The following is a 19092-nucleotide window of genomic DNA, read 5'->3' as shown; positions in this document are numbered from 1 at the left end:
AAAATCTTTCTGGAAATGTAGCCCTACTTGGGTTCTTTGGTGCAGTACCGGTCTATTTATGCCAACAGTCGCTGCCTATGACCCTAGCCATGCCGAAACTTTACAGCCGACTCCATCCCCTTCTAGTCTAGTTCGACCTGCACGCGATCGCTCGTGGAATTCTCAGCTTGCTGTCCCAGAAGCCCTGCGTGCAAGCAAAGCAGTCCCATCCCATCCTCCACTTCAAGATCCTGTGATTTTTCAGAACTCTCTCAATAGTTCGAACAATCGCATCGCGGGAATGGAAACAGTCACATCAGTTTCACAATTATCAGATGTCAAAACGACCGATTGGGCATTTCAGGCATTACAGTCCCTCGTAGAAAGATATGGTGCGATCGCAGGCTATCCCGATCGTCAATTTCGCGGCGATCGCGCCTTAACTCGCTATGAGTTTGCTGCAGGCTTAAATACAGTACTAGATAAAGTGAATGCCCTGACTGCGGCTGGGCTTGCCGATAAAGTGAGCCAGTCAGACCTAGCCATTCTCCAAAAGCTGCAAGCAGAATTTTCCCAAGAGATCGCTACCCTGCGCGGAAGCGTGGATTCCTTAGAGAACCGCACTGCGATCGTAGAAAAACAACAATTCTCTCCCATCACGAAATTAAGAACCATTATTGCCTTCTTGATTGGCGATACCTTTGGCGAACGTCCTCCTAGGGGCAGCAACACAGTCTTTCAATCCTATGCCAGTCTTAATTTTCAAACCAGTTTTACTGGGAAAGACATGCTCAACGTTCGTCTCGTTGGCACCAACACCCCTAGTATCGCTACCGCTACAGGTAGCTTTACCTCTAATCTGTTATTCGATCCGCCAGTTTCGCCAAATTCAATTCGACTCGATCGCTTAGACTATAAGTTCCCCATCGGCGATCGTGCCACAGTCTGGATCGTCGCTTCGGGATTACAACCCTATGACTGGGTTCCAGTCGTCAATCCATTAATTTCTTTAGTTGTCTATCCTAATTCTCGTTTTTCTCTTTGGAACCCCGCATCCTATCGCTTAGGGTTTCTTGCCACTGGAATCGGAGCTGCCTATCGTTTTAACGATTGGTTACAGGTACATGCTGGCTATTTTGGGAACAGCGATCAAGCCAGTATTCCTACGGGTGGTAATGGTCTTTTTAATGGCAATAATGGCATTATTGCCCAGCTAACCTTTACAGCCAGTCGCGAATTTGAGGCAGCCCTTACCTACACGCACAAATACTTTACAGCGAATACGGTTAACCTTCAGAGTACGACGGGGAGTATCTATGCCCTCACTCCCTTCGATCAAAATGCTACTTCTGCTGATAATTTCAGTGTGGAATTTAGCTGGAAGTTAAGCCCTAAAATCCATTTTGGGGGATGGTTTGGTTATACGATCGCAAACCAATTAAGTCGTGGGAGTAGTAGTGCCACGATTTTAAATGGAGCGCTCAATCTGGCGTTTATCGATTTATTTAGTGAAGGCAGTGTTGGCGGTTTGATTATTGGCGTTCCACCCAAGGTAACCAGCAGCAATTACATCGATGGTCTGACAAGAGCGTTGCGCCAAGATCAAGATACTCCTATCCATTTAGAGGTTTTCTACAATTATCGATTGACGAAAAATATTAGTATTATGCCCGATATTTTTGTCGTTACCAACCCAGATCGAAATGGCGATCCGATCTGGGTTGGTTCGTTGCGCACAGTCTTTTCTTTTTAGGAATGGAACGAGTCGAGACTAGACCTCCTACCCCTCAATCCTCACAGTAATTTGAGAGGAATTCTGGTTACTCAAGCATAATGTTATGCGGCGATCTATCGATCGTTCGCAATATAAGCTACAACCTGTGCTTTCATCAGTTCTCGCACGAGTCTCTGAGCTTGCAATTTGTGTAAAGGGAACATCAGTCTTTGCGGTAAATGCTCCATGAGTTCCCTCGCCTCGCTCATAGGGGCATCCGTTACCCGCACGATGATATTTGCCCCCTCAAACGCAGCATCCTTCGTCGTCGCTCTTTCGATATAGACAGACCATGTGGGAGGAGTCGCCACGCCCAATTCCACAGCCTGCAAGCCTTTAATTGTGCCTAGTACTACGAGGCGATCGCCTACATTCAACCTCGTATCATCGGAAGGCATAAATTTAGAGGGCTTTTGCAGTTCTTGGTGCAAAATAGGAACTACCCCATAGCCATAGGCAACTTCCGCCAAAATCAGACCATTCAGCGTATCACCGTCTTGGATGAGATACTCCGTGACCAGAATTGTTTGGTTATTGAGCCGAAACAGACTAATCACGTTTTCGCCATAAGCCGCTGCTGCAAATGCTTCAGCGGATATGGCATTCGCACAGAGGACATCGGCATAGGGCAACAGTTGTGCCAAGTTATCTGTGAAATTTTGATCGAAGGTACGAATCACCAAATAGCTATCAGGATTTGCCACATGGGTCATCATCGCAACTTCCAAATTGATCATTTCATCATCGGTAACTACGACTAAGCTTTTTGCCTGAGCCAAATTTGCTTTCGTTAAAGCGTGATTGATATCGCCCACAATTAGGGGCATCTTAGGTAATATGCCTGGAGCAATTTCGGAACTTGCGATCGCCACAAAAGACTGATTGAATTCCTGTAAAAGTGCGGCGACTCTCTGCCCGACTCGTCCCAACCCAATCAGAACCACATGCCCCTGCTCTGGTATAGGCGGACGCCGCGATAGAAATTGAAATCGAGCACTCAACATACTTTCCGTTAACAAACCATAAAGCAATCCTAAAAGCGCCGTGCCAATCACCGTCAAAGAGAGCGCAAACAATCGCAACCAAGTCGGGGCGGGATCGTTATTCAAAACTCCTCCAAACATGTCCCCATAGCCACTCAGCAGCAATGATGATGCTGTGAAAAAAGACTGAGCAAATGTGATGTCAGGGTAAAAGAGTAGAAATAGGGAGGTTCCCAAAGCAACCAAAACCACGACCACGATCGCACAGAGCGTGGCGACCAGACGGGTTTGATTTTCTGCTGTCCATTGCCAATATTTAGCAGAATGCTCCTTAAGATTTCGCCAAAGTAGACCATTCGCAATTTCTGACAGTAATTGCTTTAAATCTTTTTGTTTGCTCTTTTCTACACTCGTGTTAACCACATCCGCGACCTCAATATAGGTTAAGGTATCCTCTGCGTTAACCCTTGCTTCTGGTTCCCATTGATGGAATGGATTGTCAGGGCTATCCGTTCTCTGGTCGGACGATCTTTGAGCGATCGAGCGATCGCTTGGAGTATGTTCGAGAATTTTGCGTTGACGATTATTAAATTCGCGGATTAGCCGAAGTTCATGGAGATTTTTTTGCTGCACAACCCGCATGAGTTGACCATCTAGAGTAAAAAAGCCCAAGATTTCTTCGCTCAGTGCGGCAAGGGCAAAGGCGGTTGCAGGGAGCTGTGTAGGCTCAAATGCCACAAAGTTACCTAAATGCTGACCTAATAGATCGTTTAGATTTTGTTTTGCCGATCGCACCACCAAACGAATCTCAGGATTTAGCAATCGCGCTGCAAAAGCAGTTTCTATATTCACTTTTTCATTACTGGTGACCAGCAAGATCGCACGGCATTGACGCACGCCTGCATGTTCTAAAACGCGAGTCTGACGGCAATCATCAATAAACAAATTTTCGAGCAGACTAGATAACTCTGAGATTTCCCAACCCGTGGGCTGAACTTGCTCGATCGCGCTGACCACCGATCCAAACTCTTTTAAGGCTTTGACGCAGTTTTGACCTAAACTACCCAGCCCACAAACTAAAACACGATTTGATTCAACTTTAATTTCTGTTTTTGTAGATTCGAGCATAGGTTAAAAACGAAAATACTCGGGCAATTTAATCATAGGTCTTTGAGGGAACTCACTTGTAAATTTAATCGTCTAGTTCTAAAAGAATGCTCAACAATAATTTTGGGATATTGAGTGTGAAGTCATGACTACAGTTTTAAATCGTTCAGCTGATCGTGGCATCAAGCATCCTAATTTTTATAGTGAGTATCTCTTTCGCCTAAAAGCTTCCTTTTTACAGTTAAATCGAGGCATTCGCAACTTTATCGATCCTCCAAAACTTTATCCTAAGAATTATTTTCCTAGCGCTCGTGACCCGATCGCCACATCCATTACTCCTTTATGGAATTATTCGTTACGCGATCGAGAGAGAGAAGCAGAAAGCGAGCTTCAATTAGGCAAAATCCACAATCTCAGAATTGCAGCACAAACAGTGCACGGGGTTGAGATTCCCAAGGATGGCATCTTTAGCTTCTGGGCATATGTAGGACAGCCCACTAGAAGCAAAGGTTATGTCAAGGGACGCGAGATCCGCCAAGGATGTACGATTCCCAGTATTGGCGGTGGTCTATGTCAATTATCGAATGCGCTCTATAGCGTTGCTTTGGATGCTGGTTTTGAAATCCTCGAACGTCATGCTCATACGCAGATCGTCCCAGGCTCGCTCGCAGAAATTGGACGAGATGCCACGGTATTTTGGAACTATGTCGATTTGAGATTCAAAGTAAATCGAGCCATCAAACTGGAGATCTCTTTGACTGGCGATGCGCTCGTTGTCCAAGTCCAAGGGATTGGCAAAGAAAATCAGTTTATCTCAGTTCCTTTATTTAACGCCAAAAATTCTTCTCTCACAGCACCAGATTTCACAAATGCGGACGATCGCCCAGTCATCGATCGCACCCATGACTGCCTATCTTGCAATGTCAGCTCATGTCATAGGAATATGCCGCAATCCAGCGATGGAAAACATTCCGAATACGAAGCTTTTCCTAAGAAAATAGGGAACCGCCCCAATCCGAAACTTGGTAAAACAGCCTATCTGCTTGACGAATATTGGATTGAGTTCGATCGCTACATTCAGACACAAAAAAACAGCCAAGATATTCTGGTAATCCCTCTAGATGGCAAAAGATTTCGCAAGCCGAACTATGCATGGAGCCAATCGGGATTTGCCCAAGTCAATCGCGCCACCTTTCTCACCCTAACCAGAGCCTTAGCAACACGCAACCTCTCACCTCAAGGTCAATCCCTGCAAAATACATTATTGAAATACGATCGGAAGCTGGCAGAATACTTCAGTTCCCTGCTCGCCTATAAAATCGCTCATATTGTGGTTAGCCAGAACCTTTTACCCTTCCTCTGGCAAAATGGCAGTTTGCAAGGCAGAACCTTTGATGTGTTGATGACGAGATCGCCCTTAGCCGTTTTACAAGAGCAGTTAGATTTTGCCCATCGCTTGCATCCAGATAGCCCTACCTTAAACGATTTCAGGCTGAGTACCGAATTCACACAACTCGAAACCCATGCCTTAGCTCAGGCACGTTACCTGATTACACCTCACACTGAGATCGCAGCTTTATTTCCTCAAAAAGCACATTTACTCGACTGGCATATTCCAGAAATTAAGCCTAACTTAGCCAAAGGGAATCGGATTTTATTCCCAGCCTCAGCGATTGGCAGAAAAGGTGCCTATGAAATCAGAGAAGTTGCAAAAAAGCTAAATTTAGAACTGACTGTACTGGGGCGCAATCTTGAGAGTGAAGATTTTTGGGAAGGCATCACCATCCATAAACCCCTTCCCAATTGTTTGGAAGAAGTGGGGTTAGTCGTTTTACCCGCATTTGTGGAACATAAACCACGAATTTTATTAAACGCGATCGCCCATAAAATTCCTGTAATTGCCTCTTCAGCCTGTGGTTTGGGAAGTCTTGAAGGTGTTACAAAAATACCCAGTGGAGACATGGAGGGTTTAGCCAATGCCATGATGAATGAACTTTGCTAGAATGAGGAAACGTTCCCTAAGCTTAACAAAAATGACACAAACATTGGGCTTTGACTCACTTTTAGATAGCTTTGAAGTTTTGCCCATAGAAGAACAGGAGATGCTGATTCGAGCAAAATGAGGAAATACTACTCATTGATATTGGCTCTGAAGTTTACTAAGTAGCAATAGTTTTTATGCTGGACTTCTTTCGTAATCTAGACATTCCCACAACTTGGTTTATCGCCGTTGGGTTAAATACGGTGCTTGCCGCGATCGCCTTGGCATTACCCCGTAAAGTTCTCACTACCGAGGGCATTCTCCATGCTTGGTGGTTGGGGATTTTAGTCTGGGGCTGTTTAGATTGGCAGGGCTATACAATTATTCTGGCTTACTTAATTGTGGGATCGGGTGTAACCCGCATCGGTAAAGAGATTAAAGAAGCCAAAGGAATTGCCGAAAAACGGGATGGGGCAAGGGGTCCTGAGAATCTCTGGGGCTCGGCATTTACAGGCGCGGTTTGTGCCGTGGGTTATGCAGTCATGCCCCATTCGCTCTGGCTGTTAGCCTATACTGCCAGCCTCAGTACCAAACTCGCCGATACCTGCGCCAGTGAAATTGGTAAAGCCTATGGCAAAAGTACGTTTTTAATTACCACCTTTAAACCCGTTCCCGCAGGCACAGAGGGAGCCGTTAGCCTCGAAGGAACTGCGGCTGGGGTTCTCGGTGGTATCCTAATTGCCGCGATCGCATGGGCAGTAGGATTTATCTCGCCACTGGGCATTGCTTGGTGCACGATCGCCGCCCTAATTGCCACGAATATTGAAAGCCTTATCGGTGCTACCCTACAGTCTCGCTATGCTTGGCTCACCAATGAGGTCGTGAATGGAATTAATACGGCGATCGGGGCTGTGGTTGCCGTCGCGATCGCCTTACTGTGGCAAACTGCTGTCTAGCGATCGCACCAGTCATAAAATTACATGTCATACCTATGACGAAAACTTCGTAACACTTACCAAATATGAGTACTGTGAGATGCGTATCAAACATAAAAACGCCTGAAACCTAGTAAAATCGTTCCATAAGCAGAATTGCTGTGTCCAAGCCACAAAAACTTGAAGCTCGAATTACACGATTCCCGTTTAAACCTGTTTAAATTAGATCTGGCGACTGCAAGGGGCTGTTTTAAAATACAAAACCGCTTGTTGAGTCATACTACCTCCCTAAAAACAATGCAGAAAATTCTTGCAGAGGCTTACTTTTGTTTGTGCATGATTTCTACAGCCGAGTTTTGGAGAGTTGGTATAAGGTCGATATTTCTATGAAGTAGGAAAAGTGTAGTATGGTTGAGCCGATCGTTCGCCCCAAAAGATACCGCAGAAAGTTTGTACGCTGGTTGTTGACAGAGGATCGGCCTAAAAGTGGAGAACAACATCCCAAGCATCCTTGGTGGCAGGTCATGTGCCTAACTGGGGTTGATTATTTTTCGACACTGGGCTATCAACCTGGGATTGCTGCTTTAGCAGCAGGCACACTCTCTCCGATCGCAACCTTAATCTTAGTTTTGCTAACACTCTTTGGCGCTCTGCCTATCTATCGAATGGTGGCAACTATCAGCCCTCACGGTGAAGGGTCGATCGCCATGCTCGAACATCTTCTCACTTGGTGGCAAGGTAAGTTATTTGTGCTTTGCCTGCTGGGCTTTTTAGCCACTGATTTCATCATCACAATTACGCTTTCGGCGGCTGACGCTACGGCTCACATCGTTGAAAATCCCTTGGTTCCAGAGTTTCTGCACCATCAAGCTGTCGGTATTACACTTTTCCTGATTGCATTACTGGGAGGCGTTTTTCTCAAGGGATTCCGTGAAGCGATCGGGATTGCCGTTTTTCTGGTTATTGCTTATCTCTTTTTAAACTTCATCACGATTAGCGTCGGCATCCAACATATTCTGCAAAATCCATCAGTAATTTCAGACTGGCAAAAGCTTTTGGTTGTCGAACACAGCAATCCATTACTCATGTTGGGAATTGCTGCTCTACTCTTTCCCAAATTGGCATTGGGATTGTCTGGTTTTGAGACTGGGGTATCTGTCATGCCACTCGTTAAGGGTAACCGTAACGACACAGAAGAGCATCCTAAGGGGAGGATTCTCAATACCTACAAACTGCTGACCACGGCAGCGGTTATCATGAGTGTCTTCCTACTGACCAGCAGTTTGGTAACGACATTGCTGATCCCCCAAAAAGAGTTTCAACCAGGAGGAGCAGCCAGCGGACGCGCCCTTGCCTATCTAGCCCACCAGTTCTTAGGTAATGGCTTTGGAACGATTTATGATTTAAGTACGATTTTCATTTTGTGGTTTGCGGGTGCGTCGGCAATGGCAGGGTTGCTGAATATTGTCCCACGCTATCTGCCACGCTATGGCATGGCTCCAAACTGGGCGAGGGCTACGAGACCACTCGTGCTAATTTGCACGGCGATCGCTTTTGTGGTTACGATTCTCTTCAATGCGAATGTAGATGCTCAAGGTGGAGCCTATGCGACGGGCGTGCTGGTATTGATGAGTTCTGCCGCATTTGCGGTTACTTTGGCAGCCTACCATCGGCGATCGCGAACTGGCACTGCCCTCTTTGGTCTCATTACCTTGATTTTCATATATACCACCGTGGTCAATATTATCGAACGACCAGACGGGGTCAAAATTGCCGCTTTCTTCATCGGTTCGATCGTGCTCACCTCTCTGATCTCGCGCGTCTGGCGTTCGACAGAGATCCGAGCAGAACAGGTTCAACTAGATGAAATTGCCAGCGGTTTCATTGCTAAAGAGAACGAACATACTATACGGCTGATTGCCCATCGCCGTAGAACGGGGAGCGTTGAGGAATATTTCTCAAAGGAACAAGAAATACGTTCTGACAACCACATTCCTCCAAGCGATCCCGTGCTATTCCTTGAAGTTCAAATATCCGATGCTTCGGAATTTGTCGAGACGATTCGCGTAGAAGGCGAGCAGATCGGCGATTATCGCATTCTACGAACTCGCAGTGCCGCAGTCCCAAATGCGATCGCCGCGATTCTCCTAGAAGTTCGTAACAGAACTGGGAATTTACCCCATGCCTATTTCGGTTGGGCGGAGGGCAATCCCATTCAATATTTACTCCGTTTTCTCTTGTTTGGGGAAGGAGATACGGCTGTGGTAACCCGCGAAGTACTGCGTAGAGCGGAAAAAGATCCTGACAAGCGTCCATCCATCCATGTGGGTGGTTGAGGAAAATAAGACGATATATCCCTCTGAGCCTAAAGTTCGGAGGGAAAGAAACATGAGCTTTTATTTATACTTGCAGAAAAACTCTAGCCAAAATTAGAGCTTGTGTACGTTCTCTTCCCAGTGTTTGCCATCAAAAGGAACGATCTCAAACAACGCGATCGCGCCATCATCTAAACAGCGCACATTAACATCAAAATCCTTGGGATGGGAACGGGGGCGATAGAACGCATGAATGCCACAATTCCGACAAAATAAATGCTTGGCAATGCCAGTATTGAAAGTATAGGTTGTGAGGTCATTCTCTCCCTGTAAGAGCTGAAAATGCTCGGGTGGAACGATGAGATGTAAAAATCCTTTCTTTTGACAGATAGAGCAATTACAATCGACCGCTTCGTATTTCTCTACGGTGACTTGAAAGCGTATGGCTCCACAGTGGCAGCTGCCATAATGGACTGGGAAGCTTGAAGATTCGAAAGAAGTTGCTGTTTGTGTCATGAGCAAATTTTATCTTGTTAGTCGATCTAAAAATATCAAGCCATGCATATCTACGAACAGATTTATGCGATCGCGCGGCAAATTCCTCAAGGGAAAGTAGCGACCTACGGACAGGTAGCCGAATTGGCAAACCTAGCAGGAAAGGCGCGGCTGGTTGGATATGCCCTATTTCGCGTTGATGTAGCGACTTCAGATGTCCCTTGGCATCGGGTGATTAATGCCAAAGGCGAAGTGTCCTATTCACCCTTGCGGCGGGGGGCTGACTATTTGCAGCGATCGCTTTTGGAGCAAGAGGGCATAAAATTTAATGCAAAGGGCAAAATCAATCTACGAGAATATCTGTGGCAACCGCAACCTTACTAATTTCCTGCCTCGATCGAAAAGGGCTCGTGGCAAAAATCGCCGACTGGCTGTTTTCCCATGGGGGCAATATTCTGCATGCCGATCAGCATACCGATGCGATCGCTGGCTTGTTTCTGATGCGCGTGGAATGGGAACTTGATGGATTTAACTTAACGCGATCGGAAATTATCCCTGCTTTTGCCCCGTTAGCAGAGACGTTTGAAGCGAAGTGGGAAATTCATTTCTCCGATAGCGTGCGCCGAATTGCGATTTTTGTCACCAAGCAAGATCATTGCCTCTATGACTTGATTTTGCGGCAGCGATCGGGTGAGATTCCTGCCACGATTCCCTTAGTGATTGGCAATCACGCAGAACTAGAGTCCGTAGCTCATAACTTTGGCATCAACTATCACCACCTGCCCATTACCCCTGAAACCAAGGAAGCTCAAGAAGCCGCACAGCTAGCCCTATTACAACAATATAAAATCGATTTGGTGGTGCTGGCTAAATATATGCAGGTCTTGAGTCCAGCGTTTTTGGCTAAATTCCCACAGGTGATTAACATTCACCACTCTTTTCTACCTGCTTTTCCAGGGGCAAATCCCTATCAACGGGCTTACAAACGGGGTGTCAAGATTATCGGGGCAACGGCACACTATGTCACCCAAGATCTAGATGAAGGCCCAATCGTCGAGCAGGACGTGATCCGTGTATCCCATCGCGATTCCGTCGCCGATTTAATCCGTAAGGGCAAAGACTTAGAGCGAATTGTATTAGCAAGAGCCGTGAGACTACATTTAGAAAATCGGGTACTGGTTTACGGTAGCTCGGCAAATTCTGGATTAAATTTACGCACTGTTGTCTTTGATTAAAATTTGCAATCTCGGTTATTAACAGTGCCATCGCTCATGATGGTATTGCATAGATTCACACCACTGAGGTTCGCGTTATCTAGGTTGGCATTGTCCAGATTGGCATCGCGCAGGTTCACCCCATTCAAATTAGCACTACTCAGATTGGCAAAACTAAAGTTGGCGTTGCTGAGGTTGGCTCCTGTTAAATTTGCCGCTTCCAGATCGGCAATACGGTGAGCCGAGGTAAATGTATCTACGCCTCCGTACAAATAGGCATTGCTAAAGTTGACCCGAGAGAGATCGGCATTCTTAAACAGGGCATTGGCTAAATGGGTATTGCTGAGGTTGGCATCTTTGAGATCGGTACGTCTAAAGTCAGCCGCCCGCAGATCGGCGTAGCTAAAATCAGCCGTTGCTGCCGTTGCACCTCGCAGGTCGGCTCCTCGCAAATCGGTACTGCGCAGGTTTGTGCCTCTGAGATCGGCATTTCGCAAGTTTGCCCCCACCAGCTTCAGTCCGCTGAGATCGGTATTCCGCAGATCGCAGCCTCGGCAGCGATTGGTCTCGATCAAAAGCTGTCGGTTATCTGCCTGAAGGCGATCGCTGAGCGGATCGGCAGCAACATGGAAACATAGGGATAAACAGGCGATCGCAGGAATTCCAGCACAAATGAAGGGACGCATCATAGGATTTGTGAGGTGTTAGGGTTTGGGGTTTGAATTCTGGTCTGTTTTTTGCTCTGGTTTCTTTTCTGGGAGGCAGTCTTTATTCTCAATTGTGCCGTCAGGCATCGTGGTGTTGCATAGCTTAGCCCCATTCAGCGTCTTTTCGTCTAGCAAGGCATCTTTGAGCGTGGCATTGGTTAAGTTGGCTCCTGTCATCGCCGTATCGATCAAAATAGTCTTACTTAAATTCGCTCGCCATAGGCTAGCCCCACTCAGATCGGCACTCGTCAGATCGGAACCACTGAGATTAGAATTCACAAGGTTGGTAAGCGTTAAATTTGCGCCTTTTAAATTGGCATTAAGCAGATTTACCCTCCCCAAGTTTGCTTTTCTGAGATTTGCCCCACTGAGATTCGACCGTCGCAAGTTGGCATTGACCAGTGCCGAGCTTTTAAGATTGGCATTGGAAAGGTCGGTATTTTTGAGATTTGCCTCAGTCAGGTCAGCGTTATACAGATCGGCTCCACTAAATTTGCTATCGCTCAAGTTAGCTTTACTGAGTTGACATTCGACACAGGCATTGGTTTCCTGTAGGACTTCGATATTATTAATTAAGTTAGCGATCGCAGGCTGAATGCCGAAAGTACTTATCTCAGCCAAAAGGCTCAGAGCCAGTGTCAGCAGCAGTGAAGTTCGAAGGGTGAGACGTCGCATAGGCATATACAATGATAAATTTAAGTATAAACGATTAAGATTCAGAGCCAAGGAGATAGAAGATTTTGTACGCTCTCTTACATTCTCTCAAGCTAAAAAACAGGCAGAATATAGTTCTTTTTATGTTCTCGCTTTTGATTCTTAACCTTACCTGCCCCTATGTAGCGGGGGCGCAGGATAAATTGCAGGACTTTGACTATTGGGCGGCTTTATGTAGTTCTTTAGGGAAGTCTAAAAAGTTTAAAGAAGCGGTTGTCGCGTGCGATCAAGCGATTACCATCAACCCCAACGAGCCGATCGCTTGGGCAGAACGCGGACATTCTCTGGTGGCTCTGGCAATGTATACCGAAGCGGTGGTTTCCTACGATCGCTTTATCCGCCTCGACCCAATTAACTCTGAGATTTTAACCAAAAGGTGCGGTGCGCTCAACGAAATCGAACGCTATGACGATGCCCTCACCTCCTGCGAGACGGCTTTGCGGCTGGACAAAAACTGGGGTGAGACCTCACCTGCCGAAGCCTGGTACAACCAAGCTATAACCCTCAAGCGATCGGGCAAGCCTGCCGAATCTTTAGAATCTCTGGGCTGGGCAATTCAGACCAAACCGAATTACTCGATCGCCCTAGCCGATCGGTGCGAACTTCTATCCAGTCTCGATCGCGATCCCGAAGCCCTCAAAGACTGCGAAAAAGCAATTAAGGTCAATGCGAACTGGGGCAATGGCTCCCTTGCCAATGCTTGGGCAAATCGCGGCAGAATTCAACGCAAACTGGAACATTTTGACGAGGCTCTATTTGCCTACGATAAAGCCTTGGCGATCAAACCTTTAGACTCTGTGGCTTGGACAGAGCAAGGTATGGTTCTGTGGAAGTTAGGAAGGTATGGAGAAGCACTAGCTTCTCAAGAATGGGCATTAAAAGCGAATGCCAAATATTCCCTCGCCCTCGCCAACAAATGTGCCGCACTCAATCAACTGGGACAGTTTAAAGAAGCACTAGCAGCTTGCGAAGCCGCTATTCAAGAAGGCGATCAGCAATGGAATGAGTTGGGCGCAGGCTTAGCATGGGATCAAAGGGGGAGCGCCTTGAGTGGTCTGGGACGCTATGAAGAGGCTCTAGCATCGGCAAATCGGGCGATCGCGCTGAAACCCAACTATTCTGAATTTTGGAGCAATCGCGGTGGAACCCTGTGGTATTTAGGCAGATTCTCAGAGGCTCTATCTTCAACCAATCAAGCGATCGCGCTCAATCAAAACTCCTCTAGTGCTTGGTTTAATCATGGTCGCATTCTTGCCTCTCAAGGACAATCGAATGAAGCGCTGATGGCATACGATAAGGCGATCGCAGGCGATGCCAATATCGGTAACAAACTCACCTTGGCGGATATTTGGGTGAATAAAAGTGCCCTATTGTGGCGACTGAGACGCTATCAAGAATCCCTCACGGCCAGCAATCAAGCGATCGCGATCAACCCTAAATCGGGAGCGGCTTGGTTTAATCGAGGCTTGGCACTGATGTCTTTAGATCGCTTCCAAGAAGCGGTGTCAGCCTACAACTATGCCCTAAATTACGATGTCAAAAATGCTGACTACTGGACAGGCAGAGGGCTAGCCCTGATGGCGATCGGCAGCAATCCTGAAGCTCTGGCATCTTTTGAGCAAGCGCTCAAACTCAATCCAACCCAATCTCAAGCCTTGGTGAATAAAGAAATTGTGGTACAACGGCTCAAGCCAACTCCTCCACCTACTCCCCCAAAGAACTAGTTTCTATTCAGGGCACCTCTAAAAATCAGTCAGAGCCAAAAAGCGAAAATAAAATGAGAGAAGAATAGGGGAGAGGTTCACGTCATATTTTTAGACAATGATAAGTCTTGATGAAATGGATAAGGAGCTTAAGCCCCTTATCCATTATGGGAACCTAACTTCCACCAACACGGGCGACATCGCGGGAATTTGCCTCAAAGGCAGCAATCAGGGCATCATCACCACTGAGACCAGAAGCGACGCATTTTTCTCATTAAATATTACCATCTCCCTCGAAGTGCGATCGCTAAATTGAAATACCTCAATCTTCAGGAAGCTCATCCACATCTTCTACCTGAAAATCTGCATACACCCATATTCGAGAAGTATTGTAGAGATCGCTAAGAATTGACTTTGGTGCACCAGATCTATCCCATGGTTGCAGATCGGAATCTAGTTCGCAAAAGCCAATCCAAGACAGTCCCTCTTGCTGCAAGTCCTCCGCCCGAACTAGTAGTGCTGCCAAAATAGCTAGATCGAATGGCTTGAGTTCGAGATCCATTGCACCAATAGATACCTGTCTTTCTAGCATTGGTTGCGAAAGCGCAAAGACTTTGAGGTTGGGATGATTAGCTAATTCGCGCAATCGTTCTGGAACCTTCATTAGCTCGCCTTTAACTAATCCATCAAACTTATCAAATATTCGTCTCGCTGCATCCACATCCTGAGTGTTGATCTTCCCTTCGTTCTTTGCCCATGTGACAAACTTACGGAAGTCATCAGAGCGAGATTTGGGTGCATATCGTCGAGGTATAGTTTCACGCGCTTCTGCAAGGCATATGGCGGGTATGTGTAACTCAAATTCACCAGCCTCAGCTCGTGCAAGCAACTCAACTACCTGTGGACTCTGTAAGTGTGCAGGCGCAATAATATCTACTACCCAGTTTGTCTCAATCAAAATTACATTGGGCTTCACCTTGCGACTTTACTCCATCTTGGTCCAGCAGATCTAACTTCACCTAGTCGGAGAAAATTGGCAATCGATCCGCCAAACAAGGATTTTAAATCATCTGGAAGGTCGCTCATACTTCCAGTACGTTGCAATGTCTCAAGCCATCGCTGCACTCGCGACGCAAATTCAAACTCAGGATTTCTTTTCCATTCCCGATCTGCTGGTGGCAGTAAAAAATCTGGCAGCTTTGCTTCGCCTACGATATTAATTGACTCACCATTTAACTTCTCAAAAGAGTCTCGGAGTAAGATAACACGCTCTCCATACACCAAAAGTCCAACTGAGCAAGCAGTAGAAGCCATTTGCCATTTTAGCTTTTCAATAGCATTTTGAGTACGAGATTTGACATCATCGTTTTTCACCTCAACGATCATGAGATACTCCCCATCGGGACTCATAACAAGAATATCTACTGAAGATGTTTTCATAAAAACATTATATCGTAACGGACTTGATTTTGTGCAAGTGTGGAAGACTGAGAAGCTGACTCAGCTACACGCACAACTTCTGTATGATGCTTACACTTTATCGAGTAAGGCAATGATTGCGCTAGTGTCAGCTATGACTCTCATGATTCATTCCAGAGCAGTTCATCGATGTGCTCCGATAAATTGGGAATTCCACTTTTTCCCATACCAATACATTTAGAACGTTTTTTAGGCTTATTTATCCAATAGAGTTGGAGTGCCTCTTGGACAATTTCGGAGGGTGTTTTATCGCTTTGTGCAGCAAGCTGCGCTAAGATTTGCTCGGTTTGTTCGGGAAGGTATATGACAGTTGGACTCATAGTCGCCTAGTTCCTTTTTAGACTATAAAGAAATAATCTAAAACATTTTTGCTATGGTCAAATTTTTTGTTTTAGGTTCTTCAGATTTTGTGTAAGATACTTATTGTGCGCAGAAACACTCCTTGTATCCCCAATCCATTTCCTGCCCTAGTTTTCTGAGGTATCTACGAATACCTCAAGCATTATGACTTTCCATTAGTTCTTGTCCAATATAGCGATCATGATTTTCTCCCCAGTCGGGAATATCACTACGAAAAGCGCCAATAAACTCATCCACAGGATCGTCCGCAAAAGTCATCATGGTCTGTCCTAACAACTGAGTAATTAGTTCTTGTGGGGATTGCCCCGCCCTTGCTGCGGCTTTTTGCAAAGACTCATAGATATTTTTGGGTAGCTCTAGAGTGATTGTGGTCATATTTTCAGACAATGTTAAGTCTTTTAGTTTCCCAAGCTAATACTTAGTTTTTACTTCAATCCAGAGTTGTTTATTCATAATGTAAATGAGCGTTGCTCTTGCAAATAAATGTGTTCGCTTCAAAAAAGAGAAATTCAGTAAACAGCGAAATGTAGCACTTTCTTTTCAGCAATAGTTATAGTGTCATCAAAAAGGTCACCTGAAAAATCCAACTTATCTGTAAATTTAGTAAAAGCAGTATTATAGAAACTGCGAAGAATAAAAGATATAAAAGTATTGGGTGTAATTGGAGCACTTACAGGAATTCTACAATTTTTAAATTGCCCTAAAGTCAGATGGCAATTTGGATGTTCTAAGTCTATGAAATTATCTGGATCATAATCAAACCTGATTGGTACAGGTAAAATGTTTTTTGCGATTATGTCAGCATATATGTCATCAGTTTCATAGATTTCAGGCTCATTTTGGAAATTATGTAAAAAAGGTGATGGAAAGAAAGCTAATCTATGAGAAATTAGCTCAGAGCTTTTGTAAGTATATAAAAATTGTAACAAAGCACCATCAATCATTTTTATGTTGTAATCTCGATTTTTGTCTAGTTCTTCATATACTTCAATATATTCGATGTTTTTAAGTGTTATCGCAAGATTTTTTATGCCTGAATATGAAATTTTATTGATCATTCCTTCTTCAGAAGAAGTAGATGGGAAATTCTGGCTTTCTGATAAACCGACTAAGATCAACTTTTCTGTAATAATTTTAATCTGATTCAAAATACTTTGATAACTCGTCATTTCTCAAACAATAGTTCTTTCAGTTTTTCTAAATCTTCTTGAAAGTCTTCCTTGCGAAGTTCACCTCGATCAAGAGCTTCGATAAGTACCTTAAAGTTCCTTTTCTCCCTTGCTATACGATTCATTTCTTGAGGGCTCATATCTCTATTAACAACATTCATCTCTTTTCTTTGTTCTCTTGTAGGATAAATAAATTCTAGGGAAAAGCCTTGTTCTTTAACCCTCATATATTCAGCCTCTAAGTTTTTCATGTCCTCGCCATAACCTAATACTCTCAACCAAGCTTTACTTCTTGTCATTGCAGTAAACAAGATATTTCTTTTCTTAGCAAGTTCAGAACCTGAAAAGCACTTATGAGCATCCATAATGTAAATCATTGCTGCCTCATTACCTTTTGCTCTATTGATGCTGGTAAAAACAATAGCTTCTTCGCTAAAGAAATCATCAGGAGAAGTAGTTATACCAGCAAGATTATTATTTATGCCTTTATCAAATAGCATAGCTCTAGCCTTTCCGACAGCTTCTTTTGTTGTAAGAGGATTAGCATGTATAACCATGATGTCATCAGGCTTCAATTCGTCTGTATTAATATTCTCTTCTATTTGACTAACCAACCATTCAGTTTGTTCTTGATGATTTTTAAATACTTTGAATTGAATAAGATCGTCAATGGGTGAATGAGATTCAAGAAACTGGGGACTAGTTTTATCAGTTCTTACGAGTTTTACTTTTTGTCCATCTTCTAGAGAACCTTCCTGAACTTCATAACCAATATCATTCCATAGTCCAGAATAATCAAACATCTGAATTAGTCCTTGCTCTCTATAAATCCCAAAACCAAGAGAGTGAGCTGAAACTAATATTGGACGAGAGTTTCTATAACATTTATCTAGAATAATATCTTGCTTTGGCTTTTTGGGTAAGTTCTGAAGTTGAACACGAGCAATGCCTTTTTGATCCTTTCCGAAAATAATTTCAGGAGATTGCATGATGTTTTTATTGAGGCTCTGTAGTTCATCATAGGCATAAACTAGTCTTTTGGGTTCCTTGAGTATTTCATAGCAAATCCTCAAAAAATGTTGAGAAAAATCTTGTGCTTCATCAATTAGAACCGCGTCATAATATTGGTCAAACATTTTGATTTTGCCAATAGCTTCTTCGCATACTGCATTAAACTGTTGTCCAAAATTACTTGTAAGCTTTTTAGCGTCGTCTAAATCTTTGTATTCAATATTATGTTTTTTGCAAACCTCATAATAAATTCCATTTTGCTTAGGACTTCCCCATGCATGAATTATTTTAACCTTCTCCCAATCTGGTTCCTCATTTGTATGTTCAATAGTAAATGCATTAATAAGCTGCTTAAACTGCCCTTTGAGTGAACGAGTGTTATATGTAACGGCAATATCCCAATCAGGGTGTTTTGCATGTAAATATGCGACTTTCAAAGCTAAGACTATAGTTTTACCAGAACCAGCCAACCCTCTAATTCTTTGGACTCCCTCAACTGTTTCAAGCACCGCAGCACTTTGCTGCTTATCTAAATTAGCAATAGACTCTTCTAACCTACTTAATTTCGCGCCTCTAGAATCTTCTCGTTGAATATAATTACGCTGCTTTCTTTTCCTTATAGAAGTTATAGCTTGTATTACTGAGTTAAGCTTCTCAAAATATTCACAATGATCCCACTTCTGAGATTCAATAAATCCTGTCAAATCAGAATCGTTAATAATTACAGAATAATCTTCAGAAATGTTTGTAGGTCTGTTACTTAATGCTGGTGCATAAGTCACAATACCAATTTCAACCATTAATTTTCTTTTGTTAGTAAGAGATTTATATTGAAATAGTTTTGATTGAAGCTTATTTACACTTTCATCCTGGGCTTCTTCTAAATCTAAATTAGTATCAGTTCCCTCAACAATATTAAATATAATAATGCCGTTTTCTCTTGACACCAAAAGTGCATCAATTTGATAACCACCTTGAGGAGTTCCTATGATGGGATAACCCAAGTACAAGTTACCTTCAAGATCAGATCTACTTTCAAAGTAGTCAGCAAGTCTGCTAGATGAGACTGGTTTGGCTAAATCGCCTCGAATAATATTAACCATGAGATTTACTTGCTACTTAGAGTGGGAAATGCGTAAATACAATTTTAGCAGCAAGATTTTGGA

General features: G+C 44.1%; 18 protein-coding genes. 8 read left to right on the top strand and 10 right to left on the bottom strand.

What is annotated here, in order from left to right; all coding sequences use genetic code 11:
* The first annotated feature begins 58 nt into the window (after positions 1–58).
* Positions 59–1732: an iron uptake porin gene (locus tag ACP2WE_RS02815; RefSeq protein ID WP_425214071.1), complete on the top strand. Its 1674-nt coding sequence runs from the start codon at positions 59–61 to the stop codon at positions 1730–1732.
* 95 nt (positions 1733–1827) lie between these two features.
* Here ACP2WE_RS02815 and ACP2WE_RS02810 read toward each other — a convergent pair whose 3' ends face one another.
* Complete coding sequence (locus tag ACP2WE_RS02810; protein WP_425214070.1) at positions 1828–3864, bottom strand: NAD-binding protein; 2037 nt, start codon at positions 3862–3864, stop codon at positions 1828–1830.
* Between the two features lie 124 nt (positions 3865–3988).
* Between ACP2WE_RS02810 and ACP2WE_RS02805 the strand changes: the two genes are divergently transcribed.
* The 3 genes from ACP2WE_RS02805 (at position 3989) to ACP2WE_RS02795 (ending at position 9095) form a co-directional block, all read left to right on the top strand.
* A complete protein-coding gene (locus ACP2WE_RS02805; protein WP_425214069.1) occupies positions 3989–5845 on the top strand; it encodes a VanW family protein in 1857 nt (618 codons plus the stop codon).
* Between the two features lie 176 nt (positions 5846–6021).
* Positions 6022–6780 carry a TIGR00297 family protein gene (locus ACP2WE_RS02800; RefSeq protein WP_425214068.1) on the top strand — a complete coding sequence of 253 codons (759 nt, stop codon included), beginning with the start codon at positions 6022–6024 and terminating at the stop codon, positions 6778–6780.
* A gap of 386 nt (positions 6781–7166) precedes the next feature.
* Entirely contained in the window at positions 7167–9095 is a 1929-nt protein-coding gene (locus tag ACP2WE_RS02795; protein WP_425214067.1) for an APC family permease, read from the top strand.
* 93 nt (positions 9096–9188) lie between these two features.
* Here ACP2WE_RS02795 and ACP2WE_RS02790 read toward each other — a convergent pair whose 3' ends face one another.
* Positions 9189–9590: a GFA family protein gene (locus ACP2WE_RS02790; RefSeq protein WP_425214066.1), complete on the bottom strand. Its 402-nt coding sequence runs from the start codon at positions 9588–9590 to the stop codon at positions 9189–9191.
* Positions 9591–9632: 42 nt separating this feature from the next.
* On the opposite strand from ACP2WE_RS02790, the gene ACP2WE_RS02785 reads away from it, so the two are divergent.
* The gene (locus tag ACP2WE_RS02785; RefSeq protein ID WP_425214065.1) at positions 9633–9953 is read left to right on the top strand and encodes an MGMT family protein; all 321 of its coding nucleotides are present in this window, start codon (positions 9633–9635) and stop codon (positions 9951–9953) included.
* Positions 9926–10804: a formyltetrahydrofolate deformylase gene (gene purU / locus ACP2WE_RS02780; RefSeq protein ID WP_425214223.1), complete on the top strand. Its 879-nt coding sequence runs from the start codon at positions 9926–9928 to the stop codon at positions 10802–10804. Before ACP2WE_RS02785 ends, purU begins: the two co-directional genes overlap by 28 nt.
* On the opposite strand, the gene ACP2WE_RS02775 is transcribed toward purU, so the two are convergent.
* Positions 10801–11472: a pentapeptide repeat-containing protein gene (locus ACP2WE_RS02775; protein ID WP_425214064.1), complete on the bottom strand. Its 672-nt coding sequence runs from the start codon at positions 11470–11472 to the stop codon at positions 10801–10803. The two genes, purU and ACP2WE_RS02775, sit on opposite strands and share 4 nt — an antisense overlap.
* Before the next feature lie 15 nt (positions 11473–11487).
* Entirely contained in the window at positions 11488–12165 is a 678-nt protein-coding gene (locus tag ACP2WE_RS02770; RefSeq protein WP_425214063.1) for a pentapeptide repeat-containing protein, read from the bottom strand.
* A gap of 122 nt (positions 12166–12287) precedes the next feature.
* On the opposite strand from ACP2WE_RS02770, the gene ACP2WE_RS02765 reads away from it, so the two are divergent.
* Together ACP2WE_RS02765 and ACP2WE_RS02760 are read left to right on the top strand one after the other, a co-directional pair.
* Positions 12288–13928 carry a tetratricopeptide repeat protein gene (locus ACP2WE_RS02765; protein ID WP_425214062.1) on the top strand — a complete coding sequence of 547 codons (1641 nt, stop codon included), beginning with the start codon at positions 12288–12290 and terminating at the stop codon, positions 13926–13928.
* 97 nt (positions 13929–14025) lie between these two features.
* A complete protein-coding gene (locus ACP2WE_RS02760; RefSeq protein WP_425214061.1) occupies positions 14026–14223 on the top strand; it encodes a hypothetical protein in 198 nt (65 codons plus the stop codon).
* Positions 14224–14229: 6 nt separating this feature from the next.
* Here ACP2WE_RS02760 and ACP2WE_RS02755 read toward each other — a convergent pair whose 3' ends face one another.
* From ACP2WE_RS02755 to ACP2WE_RS02730, 6 genes are all read right to left on the bottom strand, one after another.
* Entirely contained in the window at positions 14230–14883 is a 654-nt protein-coding gene (locus ACP2WE_RS02755; protein ID WP_425214060.1) for a hypothetical protein, read from the bottom strand.
* On the bottom strand, positions 14880–15347 hold the full coding sequence (locus ACP2WE_RS02750; protein WP_425214059.1) for a hypothetical protein: 468 nt from the start codon (positions 15345–15347) through the stop codon (positions 14880–14882). The genes ACP2WE_RS02755 and ACP2WE_RS02750 overlap by 4 nt, the downstream gene beginning before the upstream one ends.
* Before the next feature lie 140 nt (positions 15348–15487).
* Positions 15488–15706 carry a YlcI/YnfO family protein gene (locus ACP2WE_RS02745; protein ID WP_425214058.1) on the bottom strand — a complete coding sequence of 73 codons (219 nt, stop codon included), beginning with the start codon at positions 15704–15706 and terminating at the stop codon, positions 15488–15490.
* 175 nt (positions 15707–15881) lie between these two features.
* A complete protein-coding gene (locus ACP2WE_RS02740; RefSeq protein WP_425214057.1) occupies positions 15882–16121 on the bottom strand; it encodes a hypothetical protein in 240 nt (79 codons plus the stop codon).
* Between the two features lie 134 nt (positions 16122–16255).
* Positions 16256–16915, bottom strand: a complete 660-nt coding sequence (locus ACP2WE_RS02735) for a DUF2290 domain-containing protein (protein WP_425214056.1) — start codon at positions 16913–16915, stop codon at positions 16256–16258.
* Positions 16912–19029, bottom strand: a complete 2118-nt coding sequence (locus tag ACP2WE_RS02730) for a DEAD/DEAH box helicase (protein ID WP_425214055.1) — start codon at positions 19027–19029, stop codon at positions 16912–16914. Before ACP2WE_RS02730 ends, ACP2WE_RS02735 begins: the two co-directional genes overlap by 4 nt.
* Positions 19030–19092 lie beyond the last annotated feature (63 nt).

It is taken from the genome of Tumidithrix helvetica PCC 7403 (genome assembly GCF_965232925.1).
Taxonomy (GTDB): domain Bacteria; phylum Cyanobacteriota; class Cyanobacteriia; order Pseudanabaenales; family Pseudanabaenaceae; genus Tumidithrix; species Tumidithrix helvetica.
This window is presented reverse-complemented; position numbering and strand designations above follow the sequence as displayed.